The sequence below is a fragment of the Mesorhizobium sp. dw_380 genome, assembly GCF_018588885.1.
In the GTDB taxonomy this organism is placed as follows: Bacteria; Pseudomonadota; Alphaproteobacteria; order Rhizobiales; family Rhizobiaceae; genus Mesorhizobium.
This window is the reverse complement of sequence record NZ_JAFFIW010000003.1, coordinates 25,330-51,523: the sequence shown is the minus strand read 5'-3', so window position 1 is coordinate 51,523 and position 26,194 is coordinate 25,330. Positions and strand designations below refer to the sequence as shown.

Annotated in this window: 31 protein-coding genes; 12 read left to right on the top strand and 19 right to left on the bottom strand. The window is 63.2% G+C overall.

All coding sequences use genetic code 11. From position 1 onward, the window contains the following. Window positions 1-19: 19 nt before the first annotated feature. The 12 genes from JT360_RS03530 to JT360_RS03475 form a co-directional block, all read right to left on the bottom strand. Window positions 20-538, bottom strand: coding sequence for an SRPBCC family protein (locus JT360_RS03530; protein WP_214470168.1), 519 nt, complete (start codon window positions 536-538; stop codon window positions 20-22). Next, on the bottom strand, window positions 516-881 hold the full coding sequence (locus JT360_RS03525) for an ArsR/SmtB family transcription factor (protein WP_214470167.1): 366 nt from the start codon (window positions 879-881) through the stop codon (window positions 516-518). The genes JT360_RS03530 and JT360_RS03525 overlap by 23 nt, the downstream gene beginning before the upstream one ends. A gap of 317 nt (window positions 882-1,198) precedes the next feature. Next, window positions 1,199-2,290, bottom strand: a complete 1,092-nt coding sequence (locus tag JT360_RS03520; RefSeq protein WP_214470166.1) for a 3-deoxy-7-phosphoheptulonate synthase — start codon at window positions 2,288-2,290, stop codon at window positions 1,199-1,201. An 88-nt stretch (window positions 2,291-2,378) separates the two neighbouring features. After that, on the bottom strand, window positions 2,379-2,537 hold the full coding sequence (locus tag JT360_RS03515; RefSeq protein ID WP_214470165.1) for a hypothetical protein: 159 nt from the start codon (window positions 2,535-2,537) through the stop codon (window positions 2,379-2,381). A gap of 225 nt (window positions 2,538-2,762) precedes the next feature. Continuing rightward, entirely contained in the window at window positions 2,763-3,185 is a 423-nt protein-coding gene (locus tag JT360_RS03510; RefSeq protein ID WP_214470164.1) for a type II toxin-antitoxin system VapC family toxin, read from the bottom strand. Next, the gene (locus JT360_RS03505) at window positions 3,182-3,475 is read right to left on the bottom strand and encodes a type II toxin-antitoxin system prevent-host-death family antitoxin (RefSeq protein ID WP_502845454.1); all 294 of its coding nucleotides are present in this window, start codon (window positions 3,473-3,475) and stop codon (window positions 3,182-3,184) included. Before JT360_RS03505 ends, JT360_RS03510 begins: the two co-directional genes overlap by 4 nt. Window positions 3,476-3,552: 77 nt before the next feature. Further along, complete coding sequence (locus tag JT360_RS03500; protein ID WP_214470162.1) at window positions 3,553-4,347, bottom strand: SDR family oxidoreductase; 795 nt, start codon at window positions 4,345-4,347, stop codon at window positions 3,553-3,555. Window positions 4,348-4,378: 31 nt separating this feature from the next. Further along, window positions 4,379-5,374: an inositol 2-dehydrogenase gene (gene iolG, locus JT360_RS03495; RefSeq protein WP_214470161.1), complete on the bottom strand. Its 996-nt coding sequence runs from the start codon at window positions 5,372-5,374 to the stop codon at window positions 4,379-4,381. A gap of 121 nt (window positions 5,375-5,495) precedes the next feature. After that, window positions 5,496-6,263: an ATP-binding cassette domain-containing protein gene (locus JT360_RS03490; RefSeq protein ID WP_214470160.1), complete on the bottom strand. Its 768-nt coding sequence runs from the start codon at window positions 6,261-6,263 to the stop codon at window positions 5,496-5,498. A 2-nt stretch (window positions 6,264-6,265) separates the two neighbouring features. After that, complete coding sequence (locus JT360_RS03485) at window positions 6,266-7,342, bottom strand: ABC transporter permease (protein ID WP_214470159.1); 1,077 nt, start codon at window positions 7,340-7,342, stop codon at window positions 6,266-6,268. Window positions 7,343-7,448: 106 nt separating this feature from the next. After that, on the bottom strand, window positions 7,449-8,390 hold the full coding sequence (locus JT360_RS03480) for a sugar ABC transporter substrate-binding protein (protein ID WP_214470158.1): 942 nt from the start codon (window positions 8,388-8,390) through the stop codon (window positions 7,449-7,451). A gap of 360 nt (window positions 8,391-8,750) precedes the next feature. After that, entirely contained in the window at window positions 8,751-9,782 is a 1,032-nt protein-coding gene (locus JT360_RS03475) for a LacI family DNA-binding transcriptional regulator (RefSeq protein WP_214470157.1), read from the bottom strand. A gap of 168 nt (window positions 9,783-9,950) precedes the next feature. Between JT360_RS03475 and JT360_RS03470 the strand changes: the two genes are divergently transcribed. From JT360_RS03470 to JT360_RS03460, 3 genes are read left to right on the top strand one after another with little or no spacing between them, the layout of a single operon-like run. Further along, window positions 9,951-11,042 (top strand): fatty acid desaturase family protein, encoded by a 1,092-nt coding sequence (locus JT360_RS03470; protein WP_214470156.1) that lies wholly within the window; start codon window positions 9,951-9,953, stop codon window positions 11,040-11,042. Between the two features lie 31 nt (window positions 11,043-11,073). Beyond that, window positions 11,074-11,388: a Rieske (2Fe-2S) protein gene (locus JT360_RS03465; RefSeq protein ID WP_140892220.1), complete on the top strand. Its 315-nt coding sequence runs from the start codon at window positions 11,074-11,076 to the stop codon at window positions 11,386-11,388. Continuing rightward, entirely contained in the window at window positions 11,385-12,623 is a 1,239-nt protein-coding gene (locus JT360_RS03460) for an NAD(P)/FAD-dependent oxidoreductase (RefSeq protein WP_214470155.1), read from the top strand. The genes JT360_RS03465 and JT360_RS03460 overlap by 4 nt, the downstream gene beginning before the upstream one ends. 243 nt (window positions 12,624-12,866) lie before the next feature. Here JT360_RS03460 and JT360_RS03455 read toward each other — a convergent pair whose 3' ends face one another. The 6 genes from JT360_RS03455 to hslV all read right to left on the bottom strand — a co-directional run bounded on the left by JT360_RS03455 (window position 12,867) and on the right by hslV (window position 18,335). Next, a complete protein-coding gene (locus JT360_RS03455) occupies window positions 12,867-13,826 on the bottom strand; it encodes a DUF1402 family protein (protein WP_214470154.1) in 960 nt (319 codons plus the stop codon). 259 nt (window positions 13,827-14,085) lie between these two features. Further along, a complete protein-coding gene (hslU, locus tag JT360_RS03450) occupies window positions 14,086-15,396 on the bottom strand; it encodes an ATP-dependent protease ATPase subunit HslU (RefSeq protein ID WP_214470153.1) in 1,311 nt (436 codons plus the stop codon). A gap of 4 nt (window positions 15,397-15,400) precedes the next feature. Further along, entirely contained in the window at window positions 15,401-16,000 is a 600-nt protein-coding gene (locus tag JT360_RS03445; RefSeq protein WP_214470152.1) for a DUF2585 domain-containing protein, read from the bottom strand. Window positions 16,001-16,048: 48 nt separating this feature from the next. Then, the gene (locus JT360_RS03440; RefSeq protein WP_214470151.1) at window positions 16,049-17,203 is read right to left on the bottom strand and encodes a hypothetical protein; all 1,155 of its coding nucleotides are present in this window, start codon (window positions 17,201-17,203) and stop codon (window positions 16,049-16,051) included. Next, window positions 17,200-17,712, bottom strand: coding sequence for a GNAT family N-acetyltransferase (locus JT360_RS03435; protein ID WP_214470150.1), 513 nt, complete (start codon window positions 17,710-17,712; stop codon window positions 17,200-17,202). The genes JT360_RS03440 and JT360_RS03435 overlap by 4 nt, the downstream gene beginning before the upstream one ends. Before the next feature lie 71 nt (window positions 17,713-17,783). Next, a complete protein-coding gene (gene hslV / locus JT360_RS03430; protein WP_214470149.1) occupies window positions 17,784-18,335 on the bottom strand; it encodes an ATP-dependent protease subunit HslV in 552 nt (183 codons plus the stop codon). A gap of 236 nt (window positions 18,336-18,571) precedes the next feature. Here hslV and hisB point away from each other — a divergent pair, with 236 nt between their 5' ends. The 9 genes from hisB (at window position 18,572) to coaA (ending at window position 24,375) form a co-directional block, all read left to right on the top strand. Further along, the gene (hisB, locus tag JT360_RS03425; protein ID WP_214470148.1) at window positions 18,572-19,171 is read left to right on the top strand and encodes an imidazoleglycerol-phosphate dehydratase HisB; all 600 of its coding nucleotides are present in this window, start codon (window positions 18,572-18,574) and stop codon (window positions 19,169-19,171) included. Between the two features lie 4 nt (window positions 19,172-19,175). After that, the gene (locus JT360_RS03420; protein ID WP_214470147.1) at window positions 19,176-19,652 is read left to right on the top strand and encodes a DUF2628 domain-containing protein; all 477 of its coding nucleotides are present in this window, start codon (window positions 19,176-19,178) and stop codon (window positions 19,650-19,652) included. 1 nt (window position 19,653) lies between these two features. Continuing rightward, on the top strand, window positions 19,654-20,304 hold the full coding sequence (hisH, locus tag JT360_RS03415) for an imidazole glycerol phosphate synthase subunit HisH (protein ID WP_214470146.1): 651 nt from the start codon (window positions 19,654-19,656) through the stop codon (window positions 20,302-20,304). A 3-nt stretch (window positions 20,305-20,307) separates the two neighbouring features. Next, complete coding sequence (locus JT360_RS03410; RefSeq protein WP_214470145.1) at window positions 20,308-20,598, top strand: DUF1330 domain-containing protein; 291 nt, start codon at window positions 20,308-20,310, stop codon at window positions 20,596-20,598. After that, complete coding sequence (gene hisA / locus JT360_RS03405; RefSeq protein WP_214470144.1) at window positions 20,599-21,348, top strand: 1-(5-phosphoribosyl)-5-[(5-phosphoribosylamino)methylideneamino]imidazole-4-carboxamide isomerase; 750 nt, start codon at window positions 20,599-20,601, stop codon at window positions 21,346-21,348. It abuts the gene before it with no gap. Next, the gene (locus JT360_RS03400; protein WP_214470143.1) at window positions 21,345-22,181 is read left to right on the top strand and encodes an arginase family protein; all 837 of its coding nucleotides are present in this window, start codon (window positions 21,345-21,347) and stop codon (window positions 22,179-22,181) included. The genes hisA and JT360_RS03400 overlap by 4 nt, the downstream gene beginning before the upstream one ends. Beyond that, complete coding sequence (gene hisF / locus JT360_RS03395; RefSeq protein ID WP_214470408.1) at window positions 22,178-22,972, top strand: imidazole glycerol phosphate synthase subunit HisF; 795 nt, start codon at window positions 22,178-22,180, stop codon at window positions 22,970-22,972. The genes JT360_RS03400 and hisF overlap by 4 nt, the downstream gene beginning before the upstream one ends. A 95-nt stretch (window positions 22,973-23,067) precedes the next feature. Beyond that, a complete protein-coding gene (locus JT360_RS03390; RefSeq protein WP_214470142.1) occupies window positions 23,068-23,391 on the top strand; it encodes a phosphoribosyl-ATP diphosphatase in 324 nt (107 codons plus the stop codon). 24 nt (window positions 23,392-23,415) lie between these two features. Next, the gene (gene coaA, locus JT360_RS03385; RefSeq protein ID WP_214470141.1) at window positions 23,416-24,375 is read left to right on the top strand and encodes a type I pantothenate kinase; all 960 of its coding nucleotides are present in this window, start codon (window positions 23,416-23,418) and stop codon (window positions 24,373-24,375) included. Between the two features lie 90 nt (window positions 24,376-24,465). Here the strand turns inward: coaA and JT360_RS03380 are convergent, their stop codons facing one another. Continuing rightward, entirely contained in the window at window positions 24,466-26,013 is a 1,548-nt protein-coding gene (locus JT360_RS03380; RefSeq protein WP_214470140.1) for a DegQ family serine endoprotease, read from the bottom strand. Between the last annotated feature and the right edge of the window lie 181 nt (window positions 26,014-26,194).

The window sequence follows — 26,194 nt, the reverse complement described above, 5'->3', positions numbered from 1 at the left end:
CGACCGCGAGATCGTCGACTCACGACCGTCCCACATTCGCGCCAAGGGTGACGAGAAGCTCGTCCAGCTGCTCGAACTGCTCGGGCATCCCGCCTTCCATCCCGGCGATGGCACTGTCGAGAGCTTCCTTCGAGGGATAGAGTTCGCGCAGGACCAGCAGCGTCTTGCCGCCTTTTTCCTCGAAGGTCACCGTGGTCACGGCAGCGTCATCGCTTTCCTCATTCGTCCAGACGAGGCGCGAGTTAGGTATCACTTCGATGTACTTTCCGAAGAATACCATAGGCTTCGAGGCATCCTGGCCAAACGCAACACGGTATTTGCCTCCGACACGGACATCCATCTCGCAGGAAAGCAGTGGCACGCCCATCGACTTCGGTGCCCACCACCGCATGAACAGCTCGGGCTTGGTCCACGCCTCGAACACGATGCGCGCCGGGCCGTTGAAGGTTCGCGTGACGACCAGCTCACGCTCCGATTTCCGTTCCACCATTGTGCCGTTCTTCAAAGGGTTAGGCTCACTCTCTCTTCCTGCGTCCATCGACCTTCTCCTTCCCGTTCAATTCCTCAACAACCTTGTCCAACGCGTCGAAGCGCGCGCCCCAGAGCTGGCGGTAGCTCTCGATCCATGCCGCCTCTTCCTCCAGTCTGCGCAGGCCGAGCCTGCAGGTCCGCACGCGCCCGACCTTCTCAGTGGTCACGAGCCCGGCCTGCTCCAAGACGCCGACATGCTTCTTCATGCCCGTGAGGGTCATGTGGAACTTCTCGGCAAGGTCCGTGATCGAAGCGTCCGCACGGCCGAGCTGCTCCAGAACGCCGCGTCGGGTGGCGTCCGAGAGCGCGGCGAAGGAGGCGTCGAAGCGCGGCTGAGAATACTGAACCATATGGTTCAGTATCTAGCATGCGGACTGGTGGCATGCAAGGGGAGGCCGAGCGTGCGCTACGTTGCGGCCCTCCTCACTACCAAATCGACGTCATTTCGATCCAGGTTCGATCGCAGCGGCGATCCCCCGGCCAGAATAATGCCAGGAAACTATGAAACGGGTTTCCCCGGGAAAAGCGCGTAGCGCTTTCCCTAGGGAATTGCGTCAAAACAAAGAGTTAGAGCGGTTCACCGTTTCGGTGAAGCGGTGAACCGCTCTAAGGATGGCGTGATCCTGGCTGAACCTCGACCCGCCGCCCTTCCCACATCGCCATCGGATCAGGCGGCGCCCTGCCGGCTTTCCATCATGGCGCGGCGTGCCGATCGGCGCCACTCGACGGCACCGGCAAGGCCATGCAGCACGGTCTCGGTGGTCGCCCAGTCGATGCAGCCATCGGTGATGCTCTGGCCGTAGACGAGCGGCTTGCCCGGCATCACGTCCTGCCGGCCGGCGACGAGATTGCTCTCGATCATGACGCCGACGATGCGCTCGTCGCCCGCCGCCACCTGGCCCGCTACGTCGGCCGCCACTTTTGGTTGGTTCTCCGGCTTTTTCGAGCTGTTGGCATGGCTGACATCGATCATCAGCCGGGGTGCGACACCGATGCGGGCGAGTTCCACCGAGGCAGCCTCGACGCTCGCCGCGTCATAATTGGGCTGAACGCCGCCGCGCAGGATGACGTGGCAGTCCTCATTGCCCGTGGTGGTCGCGATGCCGCTGCGCCCGCCCTTGGTCACCGCCATGAAATGGTGCGGCTGGGCAGCGGATTTCACCGCCTCGGCGGCGATCCTGAGATTGCCGTCGGTGCCGTTCTTGAAGCCGACCGGGCAGGAGAGGCCGGAGGCGAGCTCGCGATGGATCTGGCTCTCGGTCGTGCGCGCGCCGATGGCACCCCAGGCGACGAGGTCGGCAATATATTGCGGCGTGGTCATGTCGAGGAACTCGGTCGCCGCCGGCAGGCCGAGATTGTTGACGGCGGACAGCACATTGCGCGCCATCCGCAGCCCCTTGTCGATGTTGAAGCTGCCGTCCAGGTCGGGATCGTTGATCAGCCCTTTCCAGCCGACCGTCGTGCGCGGCTTTTCGAAATAGACCCGCATCACGATCTCCAGCCGGTCGGACAGGGCCTCGCGCAGCGCCGCCAGACGGCTGGCATAGTCGACCGCAGCGACCGGATCGTGGATCGAACAGGGGCCGACGACAACAAGCAGCCGGTCGTCGGTCCCGTTCAGAATCGCGTGGATCGCGTTGCGCGACGCGCTGACGGTGCGCGTCGCCGTCAGCGTGCGCGGGATTTCCCGCATCACCTGGTCGGGTGTGCTCAGTTCTCGGATTTCCTTGACCCGAAGGTCGTCTGTGGTGGTCAACACGGCTTTTCTGCTCCTGTTTGGGAACCTGCCGGCTGAAACAAAAAAGCCGCCAGGTCTGGCGGCTGTTCGGATCTTGTTGCTGCAATCTTCAGATCGAGCGCAATCCTCCCGCCGCCAGCGAGCTGCTAAAGTACCAATAGGTGGCGGTCAGATGGATCATGCGGCTGATATAGTCGAAGCCGGGACGTTTGTCACGTGGGTGATGCGGAGACAATTCGGGATGGCCGAACCCTCGCGATTTCGTCATCCCAGGCGAAGCAGGAGCGAAGCTCCGTCGCGGAGACCCTGGGATCCATTCCGTAACCCTGGTAGAAGAGCGCAGCGGAGCAGAATTCTGCACCGCCGCAACGCTTCGAAGTCGCGGCATGGATCCTCGGGTCTGCGCCTCGTCGCTACGCTCCTTGCTCCGCCCGTGGATGACGACGTGATGGGCGTTTCCGCTAATCGCCAAGGCATGCAGGGGTCGAGCAGCTTACGCGGTCCAGGGATCGAAGAGTTCAAGTCCAAAGCCTTCGAAATCCTTCGTGTTGCGCGTTGCCAAGGTGAGCTCCTGCGCAATCGCGGTCGCTGCAATCAGGCCGTCCATCGACGACAGACCGCGACCGCGACGCTTCGCCAGACCAATCAGGTCGCCCCAGGCCAGGGCAACCGGTTCGTCCACCGGAAGAACCCTTTGCTCGAAGCGCTGCGGCAGGTCCCGGGCAAGCCACTCGGCCAGTGCCTCGCGTTTCCGGCCCTCATCCATGAGGGCGACGCCGCGCCGAATCTCGGCGATCGATACGACGCTGATGAATGAACGGTCCTCATCAAGCCCGTGCAGCCAGTCCAGGACGCGTGCGTCCGGCGCCGGCCTTGTCACCTCGGACAGGACATTCGTGTCGAGCAGCAGTCTCACAACGGCAGGTCACGCGGCTCGTCGCGCTGACGCTCAAGGTCGAGATCGGCGCCGCGCAGCGGCGACTCCAGCAGGAACTGTGCTAGCGTACCCTTGCGCACGGTCTTCCGCTGCCATTCCTCGGCCGAGACGACAACCACGCTTGGTTTGCCGTTTCTGGTGATCGTCTGCGGCGAAGACTGGGCGCGCTCGATAACCTCCGAGAGCCGGGCTTTTGCCCCAGCAACCGTCCAGTTGGTACCCTGTTTGGGCGCAGGCGGCACTTCGACCTCCATGACCATTCTGACCATCTTGACTATATATGGGAATGGCGAAGCGGCGGCAACAGGGAAGGGAGGGTCTCTCGGTGCGTGGACGCCTGGTGAGATTATTCCGGTGACGCCCCCGCAACGCTCTGGTCGTAGTCGACCAGCGATCCTGTCATGACGCCCGATTGCGGGCTGACCATGTAGCTGATCAGCCGAGCCAATTGGTCCGGCTTCACCAGTTGGCCCATCGGCTGCGCGGCCTCGGCTTTCGCCAGCCAGTCATCCGGGGCGTCGTGCCACTTCTTCTGCACGATGTCCTCGCCTTCAGTGTCCATCCAGCCGGGCAGCACGGCATTGCAGCGGATGCGGTTGAAGCGATAGGCATTGGCGACGTTCTTGGTCAGCGTCATCAGTGCGCCCTTGCTGGTCGAATAGGGCGTCAGAAACGACTGGCCGGTATGCGCCGACATTGACAGCACGTTGACGATCGAGCCGGGCGCCTTTTTCTCCAGGAGATGCGCCACCACGCCCTGCATCAGGAAAAACGGACCGCGCACATTGGTGTCGAAGATCGTGTCGAACAGTTCTTCCGATGTCTCGACCAGCGAGCCCCGTGCGGAAGTGGCGGCGGCGTTGACCAGCGCGTTGATGGTGCCGAAATGCGAGAGCGCGGTGGCGACGGCGCGCTTGCAGTCGGCAACCTTGGATACGTCGGCGCTGATGAAGATCGCATCGACGCCCGCTTTCTTGAAATGAGCGACGGCCTTGTCGCCCTTCTCCTGGGAGCGGCCGATGAGCGCCAGCGCCCGGCAACCCTCGTCGGCCAGCGCCTCGGCGACGGCAAAGCCGATGCCTTGCGCGCCGCCAGTAACGATGGCGCGTGTCTGTGAATTGCGATCGGCGGATGCGCTCATCGCTCTGCTCCTGTGCCTTGGGTTCCGGTTACTACTTGTCGAGACGGACGGTCTTGCCGGTGGTTGCTGATTTCAGCGCGGCGTCCGCCAGCTTCAGCGCCACGAGGCCGTCCGCGCCGCTCGGCGTCGCCTTCGTGCCCTTCGTTGCGGCGACAATGAAGGAAGCAATCTCAATGGCATAGGCGTCGAGATAGCGGGTCATGAAGAAGTCGTGCAGCGGCGGGCGCGTATAGCCCTTCTCGTTAGCCAGTTCGATCGACACTGGCCGCTGGTTCTCGGCCGCGACCATGCCTTTCGAGCCATGCACCTCGATGCGCTGGTCGTAGCCATAGGTGGCGCGGCGCGAGTTGGAGATGACGGCCTGCTTGCCGGACGCGGTCTCGAGTATGACGCTGACCGAGTCGAAATCGCCGGCCTCGCCGATTTTCTTGTCCACGAGCACCGAGGCGTGGGCGCTGACCGCCACAGGCTCCTCGCCGAGCAGGAAGCGCGCCATGTCGAAATCATGGATGGTCATGTCGCGAAAAATGCCGCCCGAGCGCTTGATGTAATCGACCGGCGGCGCGCCGGGATCGCGGGACGTGATGGTGACCATCTCGACCGTGCCGATGGCGCCGTCGTCGATCGCCTTGCGCACGGCGGCGAAGTGCGGGTCGAAGCGCCTGTTGAAGCCGACCATCAGCGTCGCCTTGGTCTTCTCGACCACGGCCAGGCACTTCTCGACGCGCTCGACGTTCAGATCGATCGGCTTCTCGCAGAAGATCGCCTTGCCGGCTTTGGCGAAGCGTTCGATCAAATCGGCATGGGTGTCGGTCGGCGTGCAGATGATGACGGCGTCGATATCCCCGGATTTTTCGATGGCGTCGATGGTCCGCACCTCGGCGCCATAGGCTGTCGCCAATTCCGTCGCTGCCTTCTCGAAGGCGTCGGCGACGGCGACCAGTTTGGCCTGCGGGTTGGAGCCGACGGCGCGGGCGTGGACCTTGCCGATGCGGCCGGCACCGAGGAGGGCGAAACGAACAGTCATGGATATGTCCTCTAAAGGGATGGTTCGAGAGAGTTGTGTCCGCACCTTCCTGTCAGGGAAAGGCGGCAAGGCTGTTTTCCTGGTGCGCCAGATCGTCTGGGAAGCGCGTAATCACGCGGGCCTAGGCCGCGAGTTCCGCCTCTCCGGTCTTGGCGCCGGTGATATAGGAGACGATGTCCTGGCCGTCCGTGTTCTCCTTGCGCAGATTGGCGACGATGCGGCCGCGCCGGAACACCACGATGCGGTCGCAGAGGTCGAACACCTGGCGCATATTGTGGCTGATCAGGATCAGCGGCTCGCCATTGTCCTTCAGCGTGCGGATGATGTTTTCGACCTGCGCCGTCTCCTGCACGCCGAGTGCGGCCGTCGGCTCGTCCATGATGATCAGCTTGGACGCGAAGGTCGCTGTCCTGGCGATCGCCACGCACTGACGCTGGCCGCCCGACATGTGGCGGATGGTGTTGGAAAGGTTGGGAATTTTCACCGCGGTGCGGACCAATGCCGCCTCGGTCGCCTTGCGCATGTATTTGCGGTCGAGGATCGAGAATGGCCCGAGATTGAACAGCACTTTTTCGCGGCCGAGGAACAGGTTCGACGGCACGTCGAGATCGTCGGCCAGCGCCAGGTTCTGGAACACCGTCTCGATGCCCGCGGTGCGGGCCTCGATCGGCCCGTTGAAGCTCACTTCCTTGCCGTCGAACCAGATTTTGCCGCTGGTCCGCTGCTCGACGGCGGTGATCTGGCGCACGAAGGTCGACTTGCCGGCGCCGTTGTCGCCCATGATGGCGACATGCTCGCCCTTGCGCAGTTCGAAGTTGGCGCCCTCCAGCGCATGCACGCCGCCATAGCGCTTGGTCAGGTTTTCGGTCTTCAGGACGATGTCTGCCATGGTCAAGCCCTCAATGCCCGCATGCGCTGGCGCCACTGGTCGAGAACGACCGCGCCGACGATGATCACGCCCTTGACCATCTCCTGGTAGTAGGCGTCGAGGCGCAGGAAGGTGAAGCCGGAGATGATGACGCCGAAAATCAGCGAGCCGATCACCGTGCCGATGATCGAGCCGCGGCCGCCCGACAGCGAGACGCCGCCGATGACCGCCATGGCGATGGCGTCGAGTTCATACATCACGCCCATGCCGGACTGCGCGGTGAGGTTCTTGGAGGAGAGCACCACGGCGGCGAGCGCGGCGAGTATGCCGGCGATGACGTAGACAAGGATCTTGTGGTTGGCGATCTTGATGCCGGACATGCGCGCGGCGTCTTCGTTGGAGCCGATCGCATAGCAATGCTTGCCGTATCTTGTGTAGGTCATGATCAGCTGGAACAGGATGGCCAGCGACAGGAAGATGATGACCGGCATCAGGCCCTTGCCGATTGCCGCGAAGCTGTCGGTGGGAAACGAGATCGGCTGGCCCTTGGACCACCATTTGGCGATGCCGCGCGCGGTCACCATCATGCCGAGCGTGGCGATGAAGGGCGGGATGCGCGTGTAGGCAATCAACGCGCCATTGACCAGGCCGGCGAGCAGGCCGCAGCCGATCGCCACCAGCACCGGCACGATCACCGGCAGGTCGGTCCAGCCCTGCGCCAGGAACATCGCCTTGGGATTGGGATTGCCGTTGACGGTCGCCACCTGGGCGAAACTCATGGCGATCATCGCGGTCGCGCCGACGATCGAGCCTGACGACAGGTCGATGCCGCCGGTGATGATCACCTGCGTCACACCGATGGCGATGATGCCGACGATCGACACTTGCAAAATGATGATCTGCAGCCGCGCTTCGTTGAAGATCCCCGAGACGTCGCTGCGTGTGTTGAACAGGAAGCTGTCGCCGAGAAAGATGCGGCCGATCAATTCGAAGATGACGACGAGGATGACGAGTGCCAGGAAGACGTTGAATTCGGCCGGCCATGTACGCTTCTTCGCGTCATAGCTGACCCCGCCGACGCCGTGAGATGTCTGTGCCAATCTTCTATCCTCCGTCAGCCACGGTCGTCCTCGCGCGCCTTCCGGCGCTTGGGAAAGGGGAGCGGCGCTATCGTTGCGTGGAAAGCGCCGCTCCGTATGCCGCGGCTCAGTTCTTCTTCAGGAACTTGTCGATGTTTGCCGGCGTGACCAGCTGGAAGGGCACGTAGACCTTGTGCTCGACCTTCTCGCCCTTGGCCAGCTTCAGCGCCGCGTCCAGCGCGCCCGCGCCCTGGCCGGCCGCGTCCTGGAACACGGTTACGTCGAGATCGCCGGCCTGCATCGCGGCCAGCGCGTCCTGCGTGGCATCGACGCCGCCGACGACAACGGACTTCATGTCGATGTTGGCGGCCTTCATCGCCTGGATGGCGCCGATGGCGCTTTCGTCATTGTTGGCGATGACGCCGTCGAACTTCTTGCCGGTCGACAGCCAGTTGGTCATCAGGTTCTGCGCTTCGTCGCGGTTCCAGTTCGACGTCTGCTTGTCGATGATCTTGATGAAGCTGCAATCCGGCGTGGCGATCACATTGTCGATGTCCTTGGTGCGCTGCACGGCGGCCTGGTTGGAAAGCTCGCCCATGATCACGTAGACATTGGCCTCCTTCTTGCCGGCTTCCTTGAACAGGCGGCAGGCTTCCTTGGTCTCGAGCGTGCCGGAATCGGCCTCGTTCGAGGCAACGAAGGCCTGGTTGTCCGGCAGCTTGTCGACATTGACCGGCTCGCGGTTGACATAGACCAGCGGAATCTTGGCAGCGGCCGCTGCATCCGACATCGCTTGCGTCGCCGAGGTGTCGACCGGGTTGACGATGATGGCGTCGACGCCCGAGGCGGCGAAGTTCTTGATCTGGTCGAGCTGCTTGGCGACGTCGTTCTGCGCATCCTCGACCTGCACCTCGACGCCGCTCATGCCCTTGGCCTGCGCGATCATGCCGTTGCGCAGCACGGTGAGGAAGTTGTCGTCGAACTTGGCCATCGACACGCCGATCTTGGCGGCCATGGCCGATGAACTCATCAGCGCCGCGAAGGCGACGCCCAAAAGCAGTTTCTTCATTGTATTTCTCCTCCACTTTTGGTGTCCGGTTGCACCGATCTATCCGGAATCCCCGATCTCCCCGGGGAATCTCTCCCTGACGTCATTCCGTTCGGCGGCACTCCCTGCATCGGCTGGAACGCCAAGCCCACTGCTTGAAACAGGCATTCCGGAACGAAAGAACCAAAATGTACAGCTAGTGAAATATTTATTCCATTTCATCACGGGACGTCAAGGGAGATTCCAAAATCGGATGCGCGATTTTGATGTCGATGCGGGTAAGTCCTGCGCGAAACCGCCAGCCGCGCTCCGATGCGGCCACATCAGCCGTGATGGAATGTTTCATCCTGACGGCGGGATGAGCCGGCGCGCAAAGCGTCGCTAGATATTCTCCGGCAAATAGATTTCGAACGGCAGGAAGGTCTGCCCCGGCGCGTTCGCGGCGCCTGTCTCAATGGCATGCGCCATGAGGTCGAGCAGCTCGCGGCAAAGTGCGGCCAGCGGCGTCGAGATCACCATCGTCAGGATGCCGTCGGCCAGGGCCGAGCGCGAGACCGCCGTGATCTCGTTGCAGACGACGGCCGGCATCTCGGCCGGCTTTGCTTGCCTCAGCGCCGCGACCGCGCCTTCCATGCCGCCGCCGGCGACATAGCAGCCGACCAGATCGGGATGGCGGCCAAGGAGCTCGAGCAGCGTATCCTGGGTGATCTGGTTGGCCTCGAGATTGACCAGCGTTTCCAGCAGCGTGAAGTCCGGCGCCTGTTCGCGGAAGAAGGAGCGAAAGCCGATCTCGCGCAGCTCATGGCCGTGGAAACGGTGGCTGCCGACGAACAGCGCGACCTTGCCCGGCCGCTTCGCCGCCTTCGAGATCATCCAGGCCGCGGTGCGGCCGACCTTGCGGTTGTCGAGGCCGACATAGCCCTCGCGGATGCCGGCGGCGAAATCGGACAGCAACGAAAACACCGGCAACCCCTTGGCCTTCATCTCCTCGACGGTAACCGTCAGCGTCGGATGGTCCGGCCCGACCAGCGCGACCGCCCGGCACTTGGCGGCCAGCTTGCGCGTGCGCTCGACGATTTCGTCCGGCGTCAGCGAACTGGCGAAGTCGATGATCGCGACGCCCCGGAAGCGCTGCGATTGCGATACCGCGAGTTCGAGCTGCCGCGCGAACTCCGTGTAGAAGACGTCGTTGCCTCTCAACAGCAGGAAGCCGAGCCGGTACTCCGGCAGTTCATGGCGCATCCGCTGCTTGATCAGGCCCGCCGCGTGATAGCCGATCTCGGTCGCGGTCTCATAGACGCGACGCGCGGTTTCCTCGCGCACCGGCAGGCGATTGTTGAGCACGCGGTCCACCGTGGCGACGCTGACGCCGGAAATGCGCGCCAGATCGGTGATGGTCGGTCGTTTCGCCATGATCGCCCTCGTTTGATTGTCGCATACAGGCTACATCATTCTGATAGGAAATGATAGAAACTATCTTTGTGATATTGAGTCTATCACGGCTCGGCGGTATTTTTCAGGATCGAAGCCAAGGGATATCCGGCATTCGCCCTGGCGAGTGCCTGCCGAGGGAGGCAACCAATGACGACAACGCCGTCCCGGCGTGACTACAGCCTGATCGGCCGCGACGCCCAGCTCGCCGTGGAAAACGGCCTTTCGGCGGCCGAGTGGTATCACACCGACATTCCCCGCAAGCAGATGAAGGAGCTGATGCAGCGCTCCGATGGGCCGGCGATCCGCGACACCGCGATCTGGCTCGCCGCTCTCATCGTCAGCGGCGCGGGCGGCGCCTGGTTCTGGGGCAGCTGGTGGTGCGTGCCGTTCTTCTTCGTCTACGGCGTCCTCTACGGCTCCTCCACCGATTCGCGCTGGCACGAATGCGGCCATGGCACGGCGTTCCGGACGCAGTGGATGAATGACGCGGTCTACCAGATCGCCTGCTTCATGATCATGCGCAATCCGGTGACCTGGCGCTGGAGCCACACGCGCCATCACACCGACACCATAATCGTCGGCCGCGACCCGGAAATCTCGGCCATGCGGCCGCCGGACCTGGTGCGCGTCATCCTCGCCTTCGTCGGCGTGCTCGATGCCTGGCATGCGATATCAGACATGCTGCGCAACGCAGCCGGCAACATCAGCGCGGCCGAAAAGACCTTCATTCCCGAACAGGAACAGGGGAAGGCGATCCGTGTTGCCCGCATCTGGACCGCGATCTATGCCGCGACCGCCGCGCTGGCGCTCTATACCGGTTCGTTCCTGCCCTTGATGCTGGTCGGCCTGCCGAGGCTCTATGGCGCCTGGCACCACGTCATGGTCGGGCTGCTGCAGCATGGCGGTCTCGCCGAGAACGTCACCGACCATCGCCTCAACAGCCGCACCGTCTATATGAACCCGATAAGCCGCTTCATCTACTGGAACATGAACTATCACGTCGAACATCACATGTTCCCGATGGTGCCCTACCATGCGCTGCCGAAGCTGCATGAACTGATCAAGCACGATTTGCCGGCGCCGACGCAATCGATCCTGGCCGGCTACCGCGAGATGATCCCGGTCTTCCTACGCCAGCTGCGCAACGAGGATTATTTCCTCAAGCGCGAACTGCCGCCGACCGCCAGGCCGTACCGCGAGGAATTCCACAACGATGCCGTCGCCGTCGCGGCGGAGTGATGCTGCGATCGAGATTTGCCGGGAGGACTGAATGAGCGACTGGGTCGAGGCCTGCGCTGCCGATGACATCGACGAAGAGGACGTGATGCGTTTCGACCATGGCGGCCGCACCTTCGCCATCTACCGCAGCCCCGACGACGAATACTTCGCCACCGATGGCCTTTGCACGCATGAGAAGGTGCATCTGGCCGACGGTCTGGTGATGGACGACATCATCGAATGCCCCAAGCACAATGGCCGCTTCAACTACAAGACCGGTGCCGCCAGGGGCGCGCCGGTCTGCGTCAACCTCAGGACCTATCCGGTCAAGGTCGACGCCGGCAAAGTCCTGGTTCAGGTCGGATGACGGACACGGCGCGGGGCATGGTCATCATAGGGGCCGGCGAATGCGGCGGGCGGGCGGCACTGACGCTGCGCGATCTCGGCTTTGACGGGCCGGTGACGCTGGTCGGCGACGAGCCGCATCTGCCCTATGAACGGCCGCCTCTGTCCAAGGATACGATGGCCAGCGACGCGCCGGAAATCAAGGCGATCGCCAGCGACGCGATCCTGGCGGAGAAATCGATCCGGCATATCCATTCCGTGCAGGCCGTGGCGATCGATCGCGCGGCGCACACGGTGCGGCTGTCGGATGGTGCTGTGCTGCCGTACGACAAGCTCCTGCTGGCCACCGGTTCGATCCCGCGCAAACTGCCGATGCCTGGCCTCGGCACGCGCTGCGTCTATCTTCGGACCTTCGCCGACGCGCTGGCCATCCGCGCCCATCTCAGGGCCGGCAACCGCGTTGCAATCATCGGCGGTGGCTTCATTGGCCTCGAACTCGCCGCCGCGGCCCGCAAGCTCGGCGCTGCGGTCACCGTCATCGAGGCGCAGCCGCGCATCCTGATGCGCGGCGTGCCGACCGAGATCGCCGAAATCATCCACGAGGCGCATGTCGCCGAAGGCGTCGACATAATGTGCGGGGAAGGCATTGCCTCCATCGCCGACGACGGCCAGCAAGTGCGCATCGCGCTTGCCGGCGGCCGGGAGGTATCAGCCGATCTCGCCATCATCGGCATCGGCGCTGTGCCGGTGACCGGGCTCGCCGCCGAAGCCGGCCTGGCGATCGAAAACGGCATTGCCGTCGACGTGCAACTGCGCAGCAGCGATCCCGACATCTTTGCCGCCGGCGACTGCTGTTCGTTCCCGCTTGCCGTCTATGGCGGCCGCCGCGTGCGGCTGGAAGCCTGGCGCAATGCGCAGGAACAAGGCGCTCTTGCCGCAAAAAACATGCTCGGCGCAGGCGAGGCGCATGCGGCGGTGCCGTGGTTCTGGTCGGATCAGTATGGCCTGTCCCTGCAGATTGCAGGGCTTTCCGACGAAGGCCGCGGGACCGTGCGCCGTGACCTCGGCGACGGCGCCTTCATCCTTTTCCATCTGGCCGAGGACGGCCGGCTGGTGGCGGCCAGCGGCATCGGCCCCGGCAATGCAGTCGCCCGCGACATCAGGCTGGCCGAAATGCTGATCGGCAAGCAGGCCAAGCCGACGCCGGAGGCGCTGGGTTCGCAGTCGGTCAAGCTGAAATCGCTGCTGGCGGCGTGAGCCGTCGGGGCCAATTGCAAGCGTTTGCGCCGCCCCTCATCCGCCTGCCGGCACCTTCTCCGCGTATAGTGACGGGGAGAAGAGAGCTGCCGCAAACCTCGGCGCCATTTCTGCGACGTTAGAAAATTGGCGAAAACATCCGTGAAGCGTCTTTCTCCCCGTCACTATACGGGGAGAAATGCCCGGCAGGGCAATGAGGGGCGGCGCAAGCATCGGCAAGTTAATATCGGCCCGCCTAAGCCGTCAAAACAGCGCCTTCAGCTCCGACAATTTATCGTTCACCAGCCAACCATAGTAATTCTCTTCCGGCAGCTTTTCCGGCTCGCCGGCGGCCCGGCGCTTTTCGTTTTCCGCCTTCAGCGCGTAGGCGCGCTGCTCCGGATTGCCGACATTGTAGAGCGTCGCGGTCAGTCCCGGATTGCCCGAAATGTCGAAGCCCGCAATGCTCTTGTAGGCATCGATAGATTCCCTGATCGTCGCGGCGACGTAGGGCAAGGTCAGGTCGGGATCCATGATGGTCTTGTAGACCGAATTGGGATCGCCGACATCGAGCTTCGGCAGACCGGACACCTTGTGCACGAGATCGCTCATCTGCAGGGCGGTGAGCGGGTTCAACTGGCCAAGCCCAAAAGTCTGGCCGGCATAGTAGGGCTGGAAGAAGGTGGCGCCGAAACGGTCGTCGGGAAAGTCCTCGCCGCCGACGGTCTTGCCGCGAAACGAATGGTTCCACACCTGCTCGCGGCACTCCCACAGATCGTAGCTGTCGGACATCCCGGCGCATTTCCTGAATTCCGGCCGCTGCACGAAATCGGTGATGTCCTCGCCGTCATAGGCGAAGGACAGCTTGCTGGAGAGGTAGGAGATCGCCTTGACATAGTAGGTCTGGAGCCGGTCATAGGCGTCGACATTGTAGGTGTGCTCGCCGACGATGGCACCGACGATGTGCATCGGATCGATGCCGTAGGCGGCAGCCGCCTTCTTGATCTTGGCGCGCAGGTCGGCGTCGTTCTGCAGCAGGGCGTAGACCTTGCGATACTTCGCCTGGAAGGTGGTGTTGGTGGCCTGGGTGCGCCGGCTGGAGGCGCCGGGAATGTCGGGCTGCTCCGCATTGCGGTTTCCCGGCGGCACCAATGTCGCCGCCTCAGCGCCGAACAGCGTCGCCGCCAGCGTCAGGCCGAGAATGACCAGGATCAGTTTTTTCATGCGCCGCCGCCTGCAAAAGCACGTAACCCCGAAATCCGAAACAGATTTCGGAAAGGATCATGTGCCAGATCAAAGTGCTACAGCGTCCTTTGCGCATCCGACGGACGCGCGGCGCTGTAGTGCCGGGCAAACTAGGTAAAGCTCTTGATCGAGTCGAGAGCGGCCCGTCACCCGGCAAGACGAAAGCTGGCCAGATGGTACCATCTGGCCACACATGACGCCGTTGCCTGACCGGCGTCGGAACGATCCCGCGACGCTTTTAAAGGATGAAGCGCGACAGATCGGTGTTCCTGGAGAGGTCGCCGACGTGCTTTTCCACATAGGCGGCGTCGATGGTGACGCTCGTGCCGTTGCGGTCGGGCGCGTCGTAGGAGATCTCGTCCAGCACCCGCTCCATCACCGTCTGCAGCCGCCTGGCTCCGATGTTCTCGACGCTGGCGTTGAGATCGACGGCGATGCCGGCCAGCGAATCGATAGCGTCGTCGGTGAAGGTCAGGTCGACGCCCTCGGTCTTCATCAGCGCGATATACTGCTTGATCAGGCTGGCTTCCGTCTCGGTCAGGATGCGGACGAAGTCTTCCTTCTCCAACGCGCGTAGCTCGACGCGGATCGGCAGGCGGCCCTGCAGCTCCGGCAAAAGATCGGACGGCTTCGAGACGTGGAACGCGCCCGATGCGATGAACAGGATATGGTCGGTCTTCACCGGCCCATATTTGGTCGCAACGGTCGTGCCTTCGACCAGCGGCAGCAGGTCGCGCTGCACGCCCTCGCGCGACGGGCCACCGGAAATGTCTGACCTCGCCGCGATCTTGTCGATCTCGTCAAGGAAGACGATGCCGTCATTTTCGGTCGCATCGAGCGCCCGGCGCACCACCTCGTCCTGGTCGAGCAGCTTGTCGGACTCGTCATTGACCAGCAGCTCGTAGGACTCTTTCACCGTCGTCTTGCGCAATTTGGTCTTCTTGCCGCCCATCGCCTTCGACAGCATGTCGTTGATGTTGAGCACACCGATATTGGCGCCCGGCATTCCGGGAATCTCGAAGCCGGGCATGCCACCATTGCCGGTGTCGGCCACTTCGATCTCGATTTCCTTGCCGTCGAGTTCGCCGTCGCGCAGCTTCTTGCGGAAGCTATCGCGTGTCGCCGGGCTTGCCGTCTTGCCGACCAGCGCTTCCAGCACGCGTTCCTCGGCGTTGACGTGGGCACGCGCCTTGACGTCCTCGCGCATCTTCTCGCGCATCAGCCCGATGGCGACCTCGACAAGGTCACGCACGATCTGCTCGACGTCGCGGCCGACATAGCCGACCTCGGTGAACTTGGTGGCCTCGACCTTGACGAAAGGCGCACCGGCGAGACGCGCCAGGCGGCGCGAGATCTCGGTCTTGCCGACGCCGGTCGGCCCGATCATCAGGATGTTCTTCGGCATCACCTCTTCGCGCATCTGGCCTTCCAGCTGCTGGCGGCGCCAGCGGTTGCGCAAGGCGATGGCCACGGCGCGCTTGGCGTCCTTCTGGCCGATGATGAAGCGGTCGAGTTCCGAAACGATTTCGCGGGGAGAAAATGTGCTCATATCACTAAATTCCACTTTGCCACTGCTTGATGGCCTCGAACGGATGCAGCAGCATGATCACGTTGAGTGTCAGATTGTCCCGGATGAGGTAGCCGGTACCCAGTTCGAAAAGGATGGCGAGGCTGACGATCACCCATATAGGTAGCCTCCGCGCCATGACAAATCCCACCACCATGGCCAGTGTGTCGGACACCGAATTGATGATGCTGTCGCCGTAATAGTCGAGCGAGATGGTCCCGGCGCGGTAGCGTTCGATGATGAACGGGCTGTTTTCGAGTATTTCCCAGCCGCCTTCGATGAAAACGGCGAATGCCAGCCTGAGGCCGATCGGCGAACGCGGGAACACGACCCTTGCCAGCGCATAGAACAGGAAGCCGTGAATGATGTGCGAGAAGGTGTACCAGTCCGATATGTGCTGGGAATTCTCCGAACTGTTCACCACGCCGTGCCAGAGTTTGACGTAGCCGCAGGTGCAGATCGGCGGGTGGCCCATCAAATAGAGCGTGGCAGCCTGGGCAAGGACCAGGCCGAGCACGATCAGCAGCCCCATCCGCCAGCTGTTCTCATAGGCCGAGAGGTTTTTCTCCTCGACGGATGCGGTCATGCCCTATTGCCCCTCTTCCGTGTCACCGTCTCGATCATCACAAAGCCGTCAGGCCTTCAGCGGCGGTAGCCGGCGGATCACGGCCACCGGCAAGGTGGGTTTGACGACAATCCGCCGGATACGCTGCCAGCCAGCCCCGAACAGAATAATTAGCGCGCCGACAACGACCAGGATCAAGGCAAAAGGCGGGATACCCGTCGAATCGGAGGCGGAATTCACCAGATAATAGATGCCCAGCGAGCCGAAGTAAGCCAATGTAGGAACCAGAAGCGAACGGCGGTCTATGGCGAGCGCGACATAGAGGAAGCCAAGGATCAGGATCGTCAGCATGACGGTTGCATTGGCGTCCGGCGCGATATGTCCGAATACGACATTCTGGCCGGTTGCCATGATGAAGAGCGGATGCACCAGCATAGGCGCCGAGACGACATGCAGCCAGAAAGCGCAATCGGACCAGATCTTGCGTCGATCCCTATCGTAAATGTCAAAAGCTACACCCGTTGCGAACACGATCAGGCCGCAGATCAGTGGCATGTAGAGTGCCGCGCGGAGCAATTCGGGAACATCCTCAAGTCGTGGCGGCGCAATCGCGCCCGTTGTCACACTGTCATACAGGATTATCGCCGTTTGCAGGAAGGCAAGCAGTGTGAAGGCGATGGCGATAGCCCCGGCAATGATGGGGACGCGAAAGCGCCAGAAATAGATCACCGCCGCAATTATTCCTCCGCCCAGGAACAGATATCCGGCCCGGGACGCCGTCTGGCGCAACGCCAATAGCTGCCAGACAGTCTCCGGCTTGCGTATGCCGAAGCTGGCCTCCACTTGTAGCGCCAGAGCGACCAGAATGGCGGCCATGAAAATCAGGGCGAGCACGGACGACGATAATTTCATCCGGTGCTGACGCGTGACAATCTCGGCGAGCCCCCAGGTGAAAATCGCGAGGATGCCAGCGATCCAGAATGTATGGCCTGGAAGCAAGGTGGTGAGGACAAAGAAGAAGCCGGCACTGAGCAGAACGGTTCCCACAGTGACAAACAGATCGTTGCCGCCGCCGACCAGCCGCAGGTTTTCCTCGTCACCCTCGTCATCGGCGCGCCTGGCCTCGAGGGCGAGAGCGCGCTCCATCACCTCCAACTGATCGCGCACGGTCTGCGAGATCAAACCTTTCGCGACTGCCTTGTCGAGTGTTTCGGCGCTGATCAATTGGGCTCCTGCGGCGCGTCGCGCGCCATCATCAAGGCCGGCCCGTACTCCGATGTTCTTGTGTCAAAGGCAACAAAGCCGGCCTTTTCATAGGCGCGGATGGCTCGTCCGTTCGCAGGATCGGGGTCGATGACGACGCGCGGAACACCCTCCTCGAACAGTTGTTCGACGAACTGGCGCACGATCGCCGAGCCATGGCCGACGCCGATGAGTTCCGGCCGGCCGATCGACAGATCGATGCCGAGCGTGCCGAACGGCTGGTCGGCATAGGGATGGTCGTCTTCCAGGTGCGGGTCGTAACTCTGCAGATAGGCGATCGGCTTGCCGTCGAGCTCGACGATCAGCGGCTCGACGGAAATAGAGTCGATATGGCCGCGAATCTCGGCGATCTCCGTCTCCGGGTCGTCCCACCACTGCGCGACTTCAGGCTCGGCAAGCCAGCCGGCGATCATCGGCAGGTCCTTCTCGGTCACCGGCCGAAAATCGTAGCTAGCTTCCTGTTTGGTCATGATTTCTTCCGAACACCGTTCCCCAATTTTCGCTTACGCGGTCCTTCGGTTCGGGATCATGGCTTGCCTCTTCAGGCGGCATCCAGCGTTTCGACGACGAAATTGTTGTTGGTGTAGACGCAGATGTCGGAGGCGATCTGCATCGCCTTGCGGGCGATCTCCTCGGCATCCTTGTCGCTGTCCATCAGCGCGCGCGCCGCGGCAAGTGCGTAATTGCCGCCCGAACCGATGGCCATGACGCCATGTTCAGGTTCGAGCACGTCGCCGGTGCCGGTCAGTGCCAGCGAAACCGACTTGTCGGCAACCAGCATCATCGCCTCCAGCCGGCGCAGATAGCGGTCGGTGCGCCAGTCCTTGGCAAGCTCGACGCAGGCGCGCGTCAGCTGGTCGGGATATTGTTCAAGCTTGGCTTCCAGCCGCTCCAGCAGCGTGAAGGCGTCCGCGGTGGCGCCGGCGAAACCGGCGATCACATTGCCGTCCTTGCCGATGCGGCGCACCTTGCGGGCATTGCCCTTCATGATGGTCTGGCCAAGGCTGACCTGGCCGTCGCCGGCGATCACCACCTTGTTGCCCTTGCGCACCGTCACGATGGTCGTGGCGTGCATGGTTAGATTGTCAGACATGTCCTGGCTCCGAGCGCGCGATCCCAAAAAGGCGATTAGCGCGGTAACTTTGATCGGCCATATGTATGCATAGGGCGAACGATTGCAAATCGCCTCTGCGCCACGGTCGATACCCCGGTGCAAGGCAACTGGCAATCGCCGGATCATGCTGGTAGAAGGCTCTCGTTTTCAAGCCCGCGAGCGCTTGAAGCCCGTGAACCGGTCACCATGTGACCCGCTGGGACAAGGATAGAGTGATGGCGCCCCGATCCGCCGAAGCAAGCCGCAAGACCCGCGAGACCGACATCTCCGTGTCGGTTCATGTCGATGGCTCGGGCAAGTCGGACATCGCCACCGGCGTCGGTTTCTTCGACCATATGCTGGACCAGCTCTCGCGCCATTCGCTGATCGACATGACGGTCAAGGCGAAGGGCGACCTGCATATCGACGATCACCACACGGTCGAGGACACCGGCATTGCGCTCGGCCAGGCGCTGACCAAGGCGCTGGGCGAACGGCGCGGCATCATGCGCTATGCCTCGATCGACCTTGCCATGGACGAGACGCTGACGCGCGCCGCGATCGATGTGTCCGGCCGGCCGTTCCTGGTCTGGAACGTTTCGTTCTCGTCGCCGAAGATCGGCACCTTCGACACCGAACTGGTGCGTGAGTTCTTCCAGGCGCTGGCGCAGAATGCCGGCATCACGCTGCATGTCACCAATCACTACGGCGCCAACAACCATCATATCGCCGAAACCTGCTTCAAGGCGGTGGCGCGCGCGCTGCGCGCCGCACTCGAGCACGACCCGCGCCAGCCGGACGCGGTTCCCTCCACCAAGGGATCTTTGAAGGGATAGCGTCATGGCCACCTATGTCGTGATGGAGCCGCCCGGCCGCGGCGAGAGGGCTGACGCAACGGTCTTGGTCCGCGATAGCTTCACCTGGCTCGGTCTGCTGGTGCCGCCATTGTGGTTCGCCTGGCACCGCATGTGGATCGAAGCGGCATTGACCTTCGTCGTCATGGGCCTGCTCTCGACGCTTGGTGAGCAACTCGGCCTTGGGCTGGCTGGTTCGCTGCTCTCGCTGCTGGTCTCGCTCTATGTCGGCCTGGAGGGGCAGGGGTTGCGCATCGCGGCACTTCGCCGGCGCGGCTGGCATGAATGGGGCGTGGTTCAGGCCGGCTGGCTGGGTGACGCCGACATCCGCTATGCGCTGGAGGTCGAGGGGCATGCGGATGAAGAAGCACCCGTGCCGCGCATGGTCCCGGATGCCACCCTGGCGCGCCCGGCGCAGCCCGGCATGGCGCTGGGGCTGACCCACATTCCGGGACGGCGCTGATATGCGGGTAGCAATCATCGATTACGGCTCGGGCAACCTGCGCTCGGCCACCAAGGCATTCGAGCGCGCCGCGCGCGAAGCCGGCATATCGGCTGAGATCGACCTGACGGCCGATGCCGACCGGGTGCGCACGGCCGACCGCATCGTCCTGCCCGGCGTGGGCGCCTATGCCGACTGCGCGGCCGGCCTGCGTGCGGTCGAGGGTATGTGGGAAGCGGTCGAGGATGTCGCCATCGCCAAGGGCCGGCCTTTCCTGGGCATCTGCGTCGGCATGCAGCTGATGTCCGAACGTGGGCTCGAAAAGACCGTCACCAACGGCTTCGGCTGGATATCAGGCGACGTCAAGGAGATCACGCCGGCCGATCCGGCGCTGAAGATCCCGCAGATCGGCTGGAACACGATCGAGCTCAGGCGTCAGCATCCGCTGTTTGCCGGCATTCCGACCGGCACCAGCGGACTGCACGCCTATTTCGTCCATTCCTACCATCTCGATGCGCGCAAGGCGGACGAGGTCCTGGCGGTCGCCGACTATGGCGGCCCGGTGACGGCCACTGTCGGGCGCGACAATCTCGTCGGCACGCAGTTCCATCCCGAAAAGAGCCAGGCTCTGGGCCTGGCGCTGATCACCAATTTCCTGCGCTGGAGGCCCTAGATCGTGAGCAAGAAAGGCTATTGGATGATTGTGCTCACGGTGAGCGACTCGGAAGGCTACCAGCGCTATCGTGATGCCATTGGCGATGCCATTTCGCACTTTGGTGGCCGCTATCTCGTGCGCGGCGGACAGGTCACAAACCCCGAAGGATCCGATTTTGGCAGGCACGTAGTGGTCGAGTTCGACTCCTATGAAACGGCGCTGAACTGCTATCGGTCACAGGGCTACCAGACGGCGTTACAGCATCGGCTGGCGGCTTCAACCGGTCATTTCGCGATCGTAGAGGGTGCCTAGATGATCCTGTTTCCAGCCATCGACCTCAAGGACGGCAAATGCGTGCGCCTGAAGCATGGCGACATGGCCACCGCGACCATCTACAACGATGATCCTTCCGCCCAGGCGCGAGAGTTCGAGGAACAAGGCTTCGAATGGCTGCACGTCGTCGACCTCAATGGGGCCTTCAAGGGCCAGAGCGTCAACAGCGCGGCGGTCGGCGCCATCCTCAAGGCGACGAAGAACCCGGTGCAGCTCGGCGGCGGCATCCGCACGCTGGAGCAGATCGAGGACTGGCTCGACCGCGGCCTCGCCCGCGTCATCCTCGGCACGGTGGCGGTGCGCGATCCCGATCTGGTCAGGCAGGCCTGCAAGGCTTTCCCGGGCAAGGTCGCCGTCGGCATCGACGCCAAGGGCGGCAAGGTGGCGGTCGAGGGTTGGGCCGAGGCGTCGAGCCTTGGCGTCGTCGAACTGGCCAGGAAATTCGAGGGCGCGGGCGTCGCCGCCATCATCTACACCGACATCGACCGCGACGGCGTTCTGACCGGCATCAACTGGGACGCCACCATCGATCTCGCCGAAGCGGTGTCGATCCCCGTCATTGCCTCCGGCGGGCTGGCTTCGATCGCCGACATCGTGCGCATGACCATGCCGGACGCGCAAAAGCTCGAAGGCGCGATCTCCGGCCGCGCGCTCTATGACGGCCGCATCGATCCGGGCGAGGCGCTGGCGATCCTGCGGGGCAGGCCAGTGGCGGAGGCGCGGTCGTGAAGATCACCCTTATCCTGGCCTCCTATGACAGCGGCCACTATCATGGCGGCATGGGCCAAGGTCCGGACGCGCTGATTGCAGGCGGTCTCGTGGATGCCCTGACCATGGCCGGCCACGACGTTGCGGTCGAGGATATCGGCAAGGTCGGCGGCGACCAGGAACGCGAGATCGCCACCGGTTTCGCCGTCTGCAACGCCGTCTCGGGCGAGGTCCGCATTGCCCTGGACAGGGGGCGGTTTCCCATCGTTCTGGCCGGCAACTGCCTGACATCAGCCGGTGCCGTCGCCGGCGCGGGCGCCGATGCGATCATCTGGGCCGACCAGCATGGCGATCTCAACACGCCCGAGACATCCACATACGGCTTTCTCGATGGCATGGCGCTGGCAACGGTGCTCGGCCTGTGCTGGCGCCCGATGGCATCGGCCATTCCCGGCTTTCAGCCGATCGACCCCTCGCGTTGCGTGCTCGTCAACGCCCGCGATCTCGATCCGGACGAGGAACAGCTCCTCGAGACATTGCCGATCATCCGCACGGAATGTCCCGGCGTGGCGCGAGCGACGGAAAGACTGCAGGCCGCCGGCGCCAAAAGCGTGCACATGCATCTCGATCTCGACGTCCATGATCCACGCGAGCTGCAGGCCAACCGCTACGTCACGCCAGGCGGGCCAAACCCCGAACAATTGCGCGACGCGGCCTGCGCCATTGCGCTTGCCGTGCCGATCGTCGGCATCACCGTTTCCGCTTACGATCCGGCCTTCGATGCCCAGGCCGATGTGCCGCCGGTGGTCGGACAGCTGCTCAACGATCTCATCGCCACGATAGAGGGCCGCTGATGCTGAAAGCCCGCGTCATTCCCTGTCTCGACGTCAAGGACGGCCGCGTCGTCAAGGGCGTCAACTTCGTCGACCTCATCGACGCCGGCGACCCGGTCGAGGCGGCTAAGGCCTATGATGCCGCAGGCGCCGACGAGCTTTGCTTCCTCGACATCACGGCGTCGTCCGACAACCGTGAGACCATCTTCGATGTCATTGCCCGCACCGCCGAACAGTGCTTCATGCCGCTGACCGTCGGCGGCGGGGTGCGCCAAGTCGCCGACATCAGGAAATTGCTTTTGGCCGGCGCCGACAAGGTGTCGATCAACACGGCGGCGGTCAAGAACCCGGATTTCGTCGCGGAGGCCGCCGACAAGTTCGGCAATCAGTGCATCGTCGTCGCCATCGACGCCAAGAAAGTGTCCGGCGCCGGTGAGGCCGACCGCTGGGAGATCTTCACCCATGGCGGGCGCGAGAAGACCGGCATCGACGCGGTCGAATTCGCCCGCAAAATGGTCGATCGCGGCGCCGGCGAGATCCTTTTGACCTCGATGGACCGCGACGGCACCAAGGCCGGCTACGACATAGCTTTGACCCGCGCTATATCGGACGCGGTACGCGCCCCGGTCATCGCGTCGGGCGGTGTCGGCACGCTCGATCACCTGGTGGAAGGCATTCGCGACGGCCATGCCGGCGCGGTGCTGGCGGCGTCGATCTTCCATTTCGGCACCTACACTATAGCGCAGGCCAAGGCGCATATGGCTAGGGCCGGCCTGCCGATGCGGCTGGACTCGCCAGGCGATCGGCCCTAGAGCAATTCCAGGAAAAGTGCGAAGCGGTTTTCCGTCCGGAATTGCGTCAAAACAAAGAGTTAAGGCTGTCCGGCTAAGCAGAGGGCCCAGGCGCCATGGCTGAATTTTCGTTCTCCGACCTGGAGACAATCATCAGGGAACGCGCGCAGTCAGGCGATCCTGACTCGTGGACGGCCAAGCTGTTCGCGCGCGGCATCGACAAGGCGGCACAGAAGCTCGGCGAGGAGGCGGTCGAGGCCGTGATCGCCGCCGTCAAGGGCGACAAGCAGGGCCTCGTTTCCGAAAGTGCAGATCTTATATATCATTGGCTCGTCGTTCTCGGCCTCTCGGGTGTTCCGTTGGGCGACGTGCTCAAGGAGCTCGAAAGCCGCACCAGGCGTTCGGGCATCTCCGAGAAGGCGTCACGGCCCAAGGGCTGACCGCGAGGGAGGGCAGGTATCTCGATGGATCAGCTCGCGCCAACCGAGAAATACTCTCCCTTTCGTTTCTTCTCCGCCGAGCAATGGTCGCAATTCCGCGCCGACACGCCGCTGACGCTGAGCGAGGACGAATTCCGCCGCCTGCGTTCGCTCAACGACCCGGTCGACCTCGAGGAGGTCAGGCGCATCTATCTGTCGCTTTCGCGGCTCCTGTCCGCCCATGTCGAGGCGAGCCAGCTTTTGTTCCGGCAGCGCCAGGCCTTTTTCAACGCCGTCGACGTGGTCAAGACGCCGTTCATCATCGGCATTGCCGGCTCCGTCGCGGTCGGCAAGTCGACCACGGCGCGCGTGCTGAAGGAACTTCTGGCGCGCTGGCCGTCGAGCCCGAAGGTCGATCTCATCACCACCGACGGTTTTTTGCTTCCCAACGAGGTGCTGCGGCGCGAAAACCTGATGGAACGCAAGGGCTTTCCCGACAGCTACGATGTCGGCGCGCTGCTGCGCTTCCTCTCCGGCATCAAGTCGGCGCTGCGCAATGTCCGCGCCCCGGTCTATTCGCATCTCACCTATGACGTCATTCCCGGCGAGTTCGTCACCATCGACCGGCCTGACATCCTGATCTTCGAAGGCATCAATGTCCTGCAGCCGGGCAAGCTGCCGCAGGACGGCAAGATCGTGCCCTTCCTGTCCGACTTCTTCGACTTCGCCATCTACATCGATGCCGACGAGAAGCTGATCCACGAATGGTATATTTCCCGCTTCATGCGGCTGCGCGAAACCGCTTTCCGCGATCCGGATTCTTTCTTCCACCGCTATTCGCAGCTGTCTGAGGATTCGGCGCGCGCCATCGCCGAAGGCCTGTGGACCAACATCAATTTGAAGAATTTGCGCGAAAACATCCTGCCGACGCGCGCCCGCGCCGATCTCATCCTGCGCAAGGGCGCCGACCATCTGGTCGAGGAAGTGGCGCTGCGCAAGCTCTAGCCGGATATCAAGCTCTACCCGGATATAAGGCTCTACCCGGATACAAGAATGTGGCGGGCTGGTCACCGACAAGCCCGCCACATTCATGCCTCAGCCATTGGCGAACGGCACGGCGACATAGATCTGGCTGCCGTCGCGTTCGACCAGCAACAGCACCGATTTGCGCCCTGATTTGCCCGCCTGGGCAATCGCCTGGGTCACCTGTTTGGCGCTCTTGACCGGCACCTGATTGACGGCGACGATGATGTCGCCCGGCTGGATGCCGGCAGCGGCCGCCGCCGTGTCGGGACTGACGCGCGCAACCACCGCGCCACGCTCGTTGTCGGCGAGGTTCATCTGCTGGCGGATGTCGGGCGTGATGTCCATCAGGCCCAGGCCAAGCGCCGGCGCGCGCGAGCCCTGCCCGGCGCTCGGCGCGCCGGGCTCGCCGGTCGATCCCGTCTTCACATCGTCGCTGTTGCGTCCGACTTCGACGGAGATCGTCATGGCCTTGCCCTTGCGCCAGACATCAAGCGATTCCCTGGCGCCAGGGGCGACGTCGGCGACGGCCCGCGACAGATCCTTGGGATCCTTCACGTCCTGTCCTGCGAAGCCGGTGATGACGTCGCCGGTTTCGACGCCGGCGCGGGCCGCCGGGGAGCCGTCATTGACCTGGGAAACCAGCGCGCCGCCGGGATGCTCGAGCCCCATGGCGCCGGCCACATCAGGCGTCACCGGCTGAATCTCGACGCCGAGATAGCCGTACTGGATGGAGCCGTCCTTCATCAGCTTGGCGACCACTTTCTGGGCCTGGTCGGACGGGATGGCGAAGCCGACGCCGACGCTGCCGCCATTGGGCGAATAGATTGCCGTGTTGATGCCGATGACATTGCCTTTCACATCCACCAGCGGACCGCCGGAATTGCCATGGTTGATCGGCGCGTCGATCTGGATGAAATCGTCGAACGGCCCGCTATGCAGGTCGCGGCCGCGCGCCGAAACGATGCCTGCCGTGACCGTGGTGCCGATGCCGAAGGGATTGCCGATCGCCAGCACCTGGTCGCCGGTCATCAGCTTGTCGGAATCGCCCCATTTGACCGTCGGCAAAGGCTTGCTGGCCTTGACCTTGAGCACGGCGAGATCGTGCTTGGCGTCGCGTCCAACGAGCTTGGCCGGAAGCTCCGTGCCGTCGTCGAGCGTCACCTTGATCGAAGAGGCGCCGTCGACCACATGGTTGTTGGTGACGATGGTGCCGTCGGCACTGACGATGAAGCCGGAGCCCAGGGCCTCGGTTCGCGGCGCCTGCTGTTGTGGCGGGGTCTTGGGCATGGGCATGCCCTGATCGCCGAAGAACTGGCGGAAATAGTCGTCGAAGGGCGAATTGCCGTCAAAAGGTGTGGCCCCGCTCATCGTTTGTGGTTGTCCTTTCATGACCGTGGTGACAGTCACGACGGCCGGCTTGGCCGTGGCCACGGCAGGCGCGAACGAACCGCTCGGGGCCGATACACCGGGTGCCGGGGTCTGGGTGGTCGCGACGGCACTGATCGTGGTAGTGCCGTTCGTGCTCTGGGCGAATGAAACGACAATGGGGGATATGATCAGCGCGGCGCCCAGCAGGGCGGCGACGCGATGTCTACGAAGAATACCAAGAGGTGACATGGTCGTTCTGTCCGGGCGAGAGTTGATCCGGCGCCGCGAGCGTCCTTGGGAAGCGCCCATCAGCATGTCGACGACCGGGATCGCCTGTCTCGCCGTACATGGCGGCCGGCCGGATCGACAACCAGCTATCTAGGGAGCGGATCGGCCCGATTTAGGGTTTTGGGCCGACCTTACGAAGATT

Excerpts from the sequence above, each read along its gene's own strand:
- JT360_RS03530 (WP_214470168.1), bottom strand. The coding sequence starts at position 538 with ATGGACGCAGGAAGAGAGAGTGAGCCTAACCCTTTGAAGAACGGCACA.
- JT360_RS03525 (WP_214470167.1), bottom strand. The coding sequence starts at position 881 with ATGGTTCAGTATTCTCAGCCGCGCTTCGACGCCTCCTTCGCCGCGCTC.
- JT360_RS03515 (WP_214470165.1), bottom strand. The coding sequence starts at position 2,537 with ATGACGAAATCGCGAGGGTTCGGCCATCCCGAATTGTCTCCGCATCAC.
- JT360_RS03505 (WP_502845454.1), bottom strand. The coding sequence starts at position 3,475 with ATGGTCAGAATGGTCATGGAGGTCGAAGTGCCGCCTGCGCCCAAACAG.
- JT360_RS03500 (WP_214470162.1), bottom strand. The coding sequence starts at position 4,347 with ATGAGCGCATCCGCCGATCGCAATTCACAGACACGCGCCATCGTTACT.
- iolG (WP_214470161.1), bottom strand. The coding sequence starts at position 5,374 with ATGACTGTTCGTTTCGCCCTCCTCGGTGCCGGCCGCATCGGCAAGGTC.
- JT360_RS03490 (WP_214470160.1), bottom strand. The coding sequence starts at position 6,263 with ATGGCAGACATCGTCCTGAAGACCGAAAACCTGACCAAGCGCTATGGC.
- JT360_RS03480 (WP_214470158.1), bottom strand. The coding sequence starts at position 8,390 with ATGAAGAAACTGCTTTTGGGCGTCGCCTTCGCGGCGCTGATGAGTTCA.
- JT360_RS03475 (WP_214470157.1), bottom strand. The coding sequence starts at position 9,782 with ATGGCGAAACGACCGACCATCACCGATCTGGCGCGCATTTCCGGCGTC.
- JT360_RS03470 (WP_214470156.1), top strand. The coding sequence starts at position 9,951 with ATGACGACAACGCCGTCCCGGCGTGACTACAGCCTGATCGGCCGCGAC.
- JT360_RS03465 (WP_140892220.1), top strand. The coding sequence starts at position 11,074 with ATGAGCGACTGGGTCGAGGCCTGCGCTGCCGATGACATCGACGAAGAG.
- JT360_RS03460 (WP_214470155.1), top strand. The coding sequence starts at position 11,385 with ATGACGGACACGGCGCGGGGCATGGTCATCATAGGGGCCGGCGAATGC.
- JT360_RS03455 (WP_214470154.1), bottom strand. The coding sequence starts at position 13,826 with ATGAAAAAACTGATCCTGGTCATTCTCGGCCTGACGCTGGCGGCGACG.
- hslU (WP_214470153.1), bottom strand. The coding sequence starts at position 15,396 with ATGAGCACATTTTCTCCCCGCGAAATCGTTTCGGAACTCGACCGCTTC.
- JT360_RS03445 (WP_214470152.1), bottom strand. The coding sequence starts at position 16,000 with ATGACCGCATCCGTCGAGGAGAAAAACCTCTCGGCCTATGAGAACAGC.
- JT360_RS03435 (WP_214470150.1), bottom strand. The coding sequence starts at position 17,712 with ATGACCAAACAGGAAGCTAGCTACGATTTTCGGCCGGTGACCGAGAAG.
- hslV (WP_214470149.1), bottom strand. The coding sequence starts at position 18,335 with ATGTCTGACAATCTAACCATGCACGCCACGACCATCGTGACGGTGCGC.
- hisB (WP_214470148.1), top strand. The coding sequence starts at position 18,572 with ATGGCGCCCCGATCCGCCGAAGCAAGCCGCAAGACCCGCGAGACCGAC.
- JT360_RS03420 (WP_214470147.1), top strand. The coding sequence starts at position 19,176 with ATGGCCACCTATGTCGTGATGGAGCCGCCCGGCCGCGGCGAGAGGGCT.
- hisH (WP_214470146.1), top strand. The coding sequence starts at position 19,654 with ATGCGGGTAGCAATCATCGATTACGGCTCGGGCAACCTGCGCTCGGCC.
- hisA (WP_214470144.1), top strand. The coding sequence starts at position 20,599 with ATGATCCTGTTTCCAGCCATCGACCTCAAGGACGGCAAATGCGTGCGC.
- JT360_RS03390 (WP_214470142.1), top strand. The coding sequence starts at position 23,068 with ATGGCTGAATTTTCGTTCTCCGACCTGGAGACAATCATCAGGGAACGC.
- coaA (WP_214470141.1), top strand. The coding sequence starts at position 23,416 with ATGGATCAGCTCGCGCCAACCGAGAAATACTCTCCCTTTCGTTTCTTC.
- JT360_RS03380 (WP_214470140.1), bottom strand. The coding sequence starts at position 26,013 with ATGTCACCTCTTGGTATTCTTCGTAGACATCGCGTCGCCGCCCTGCTG.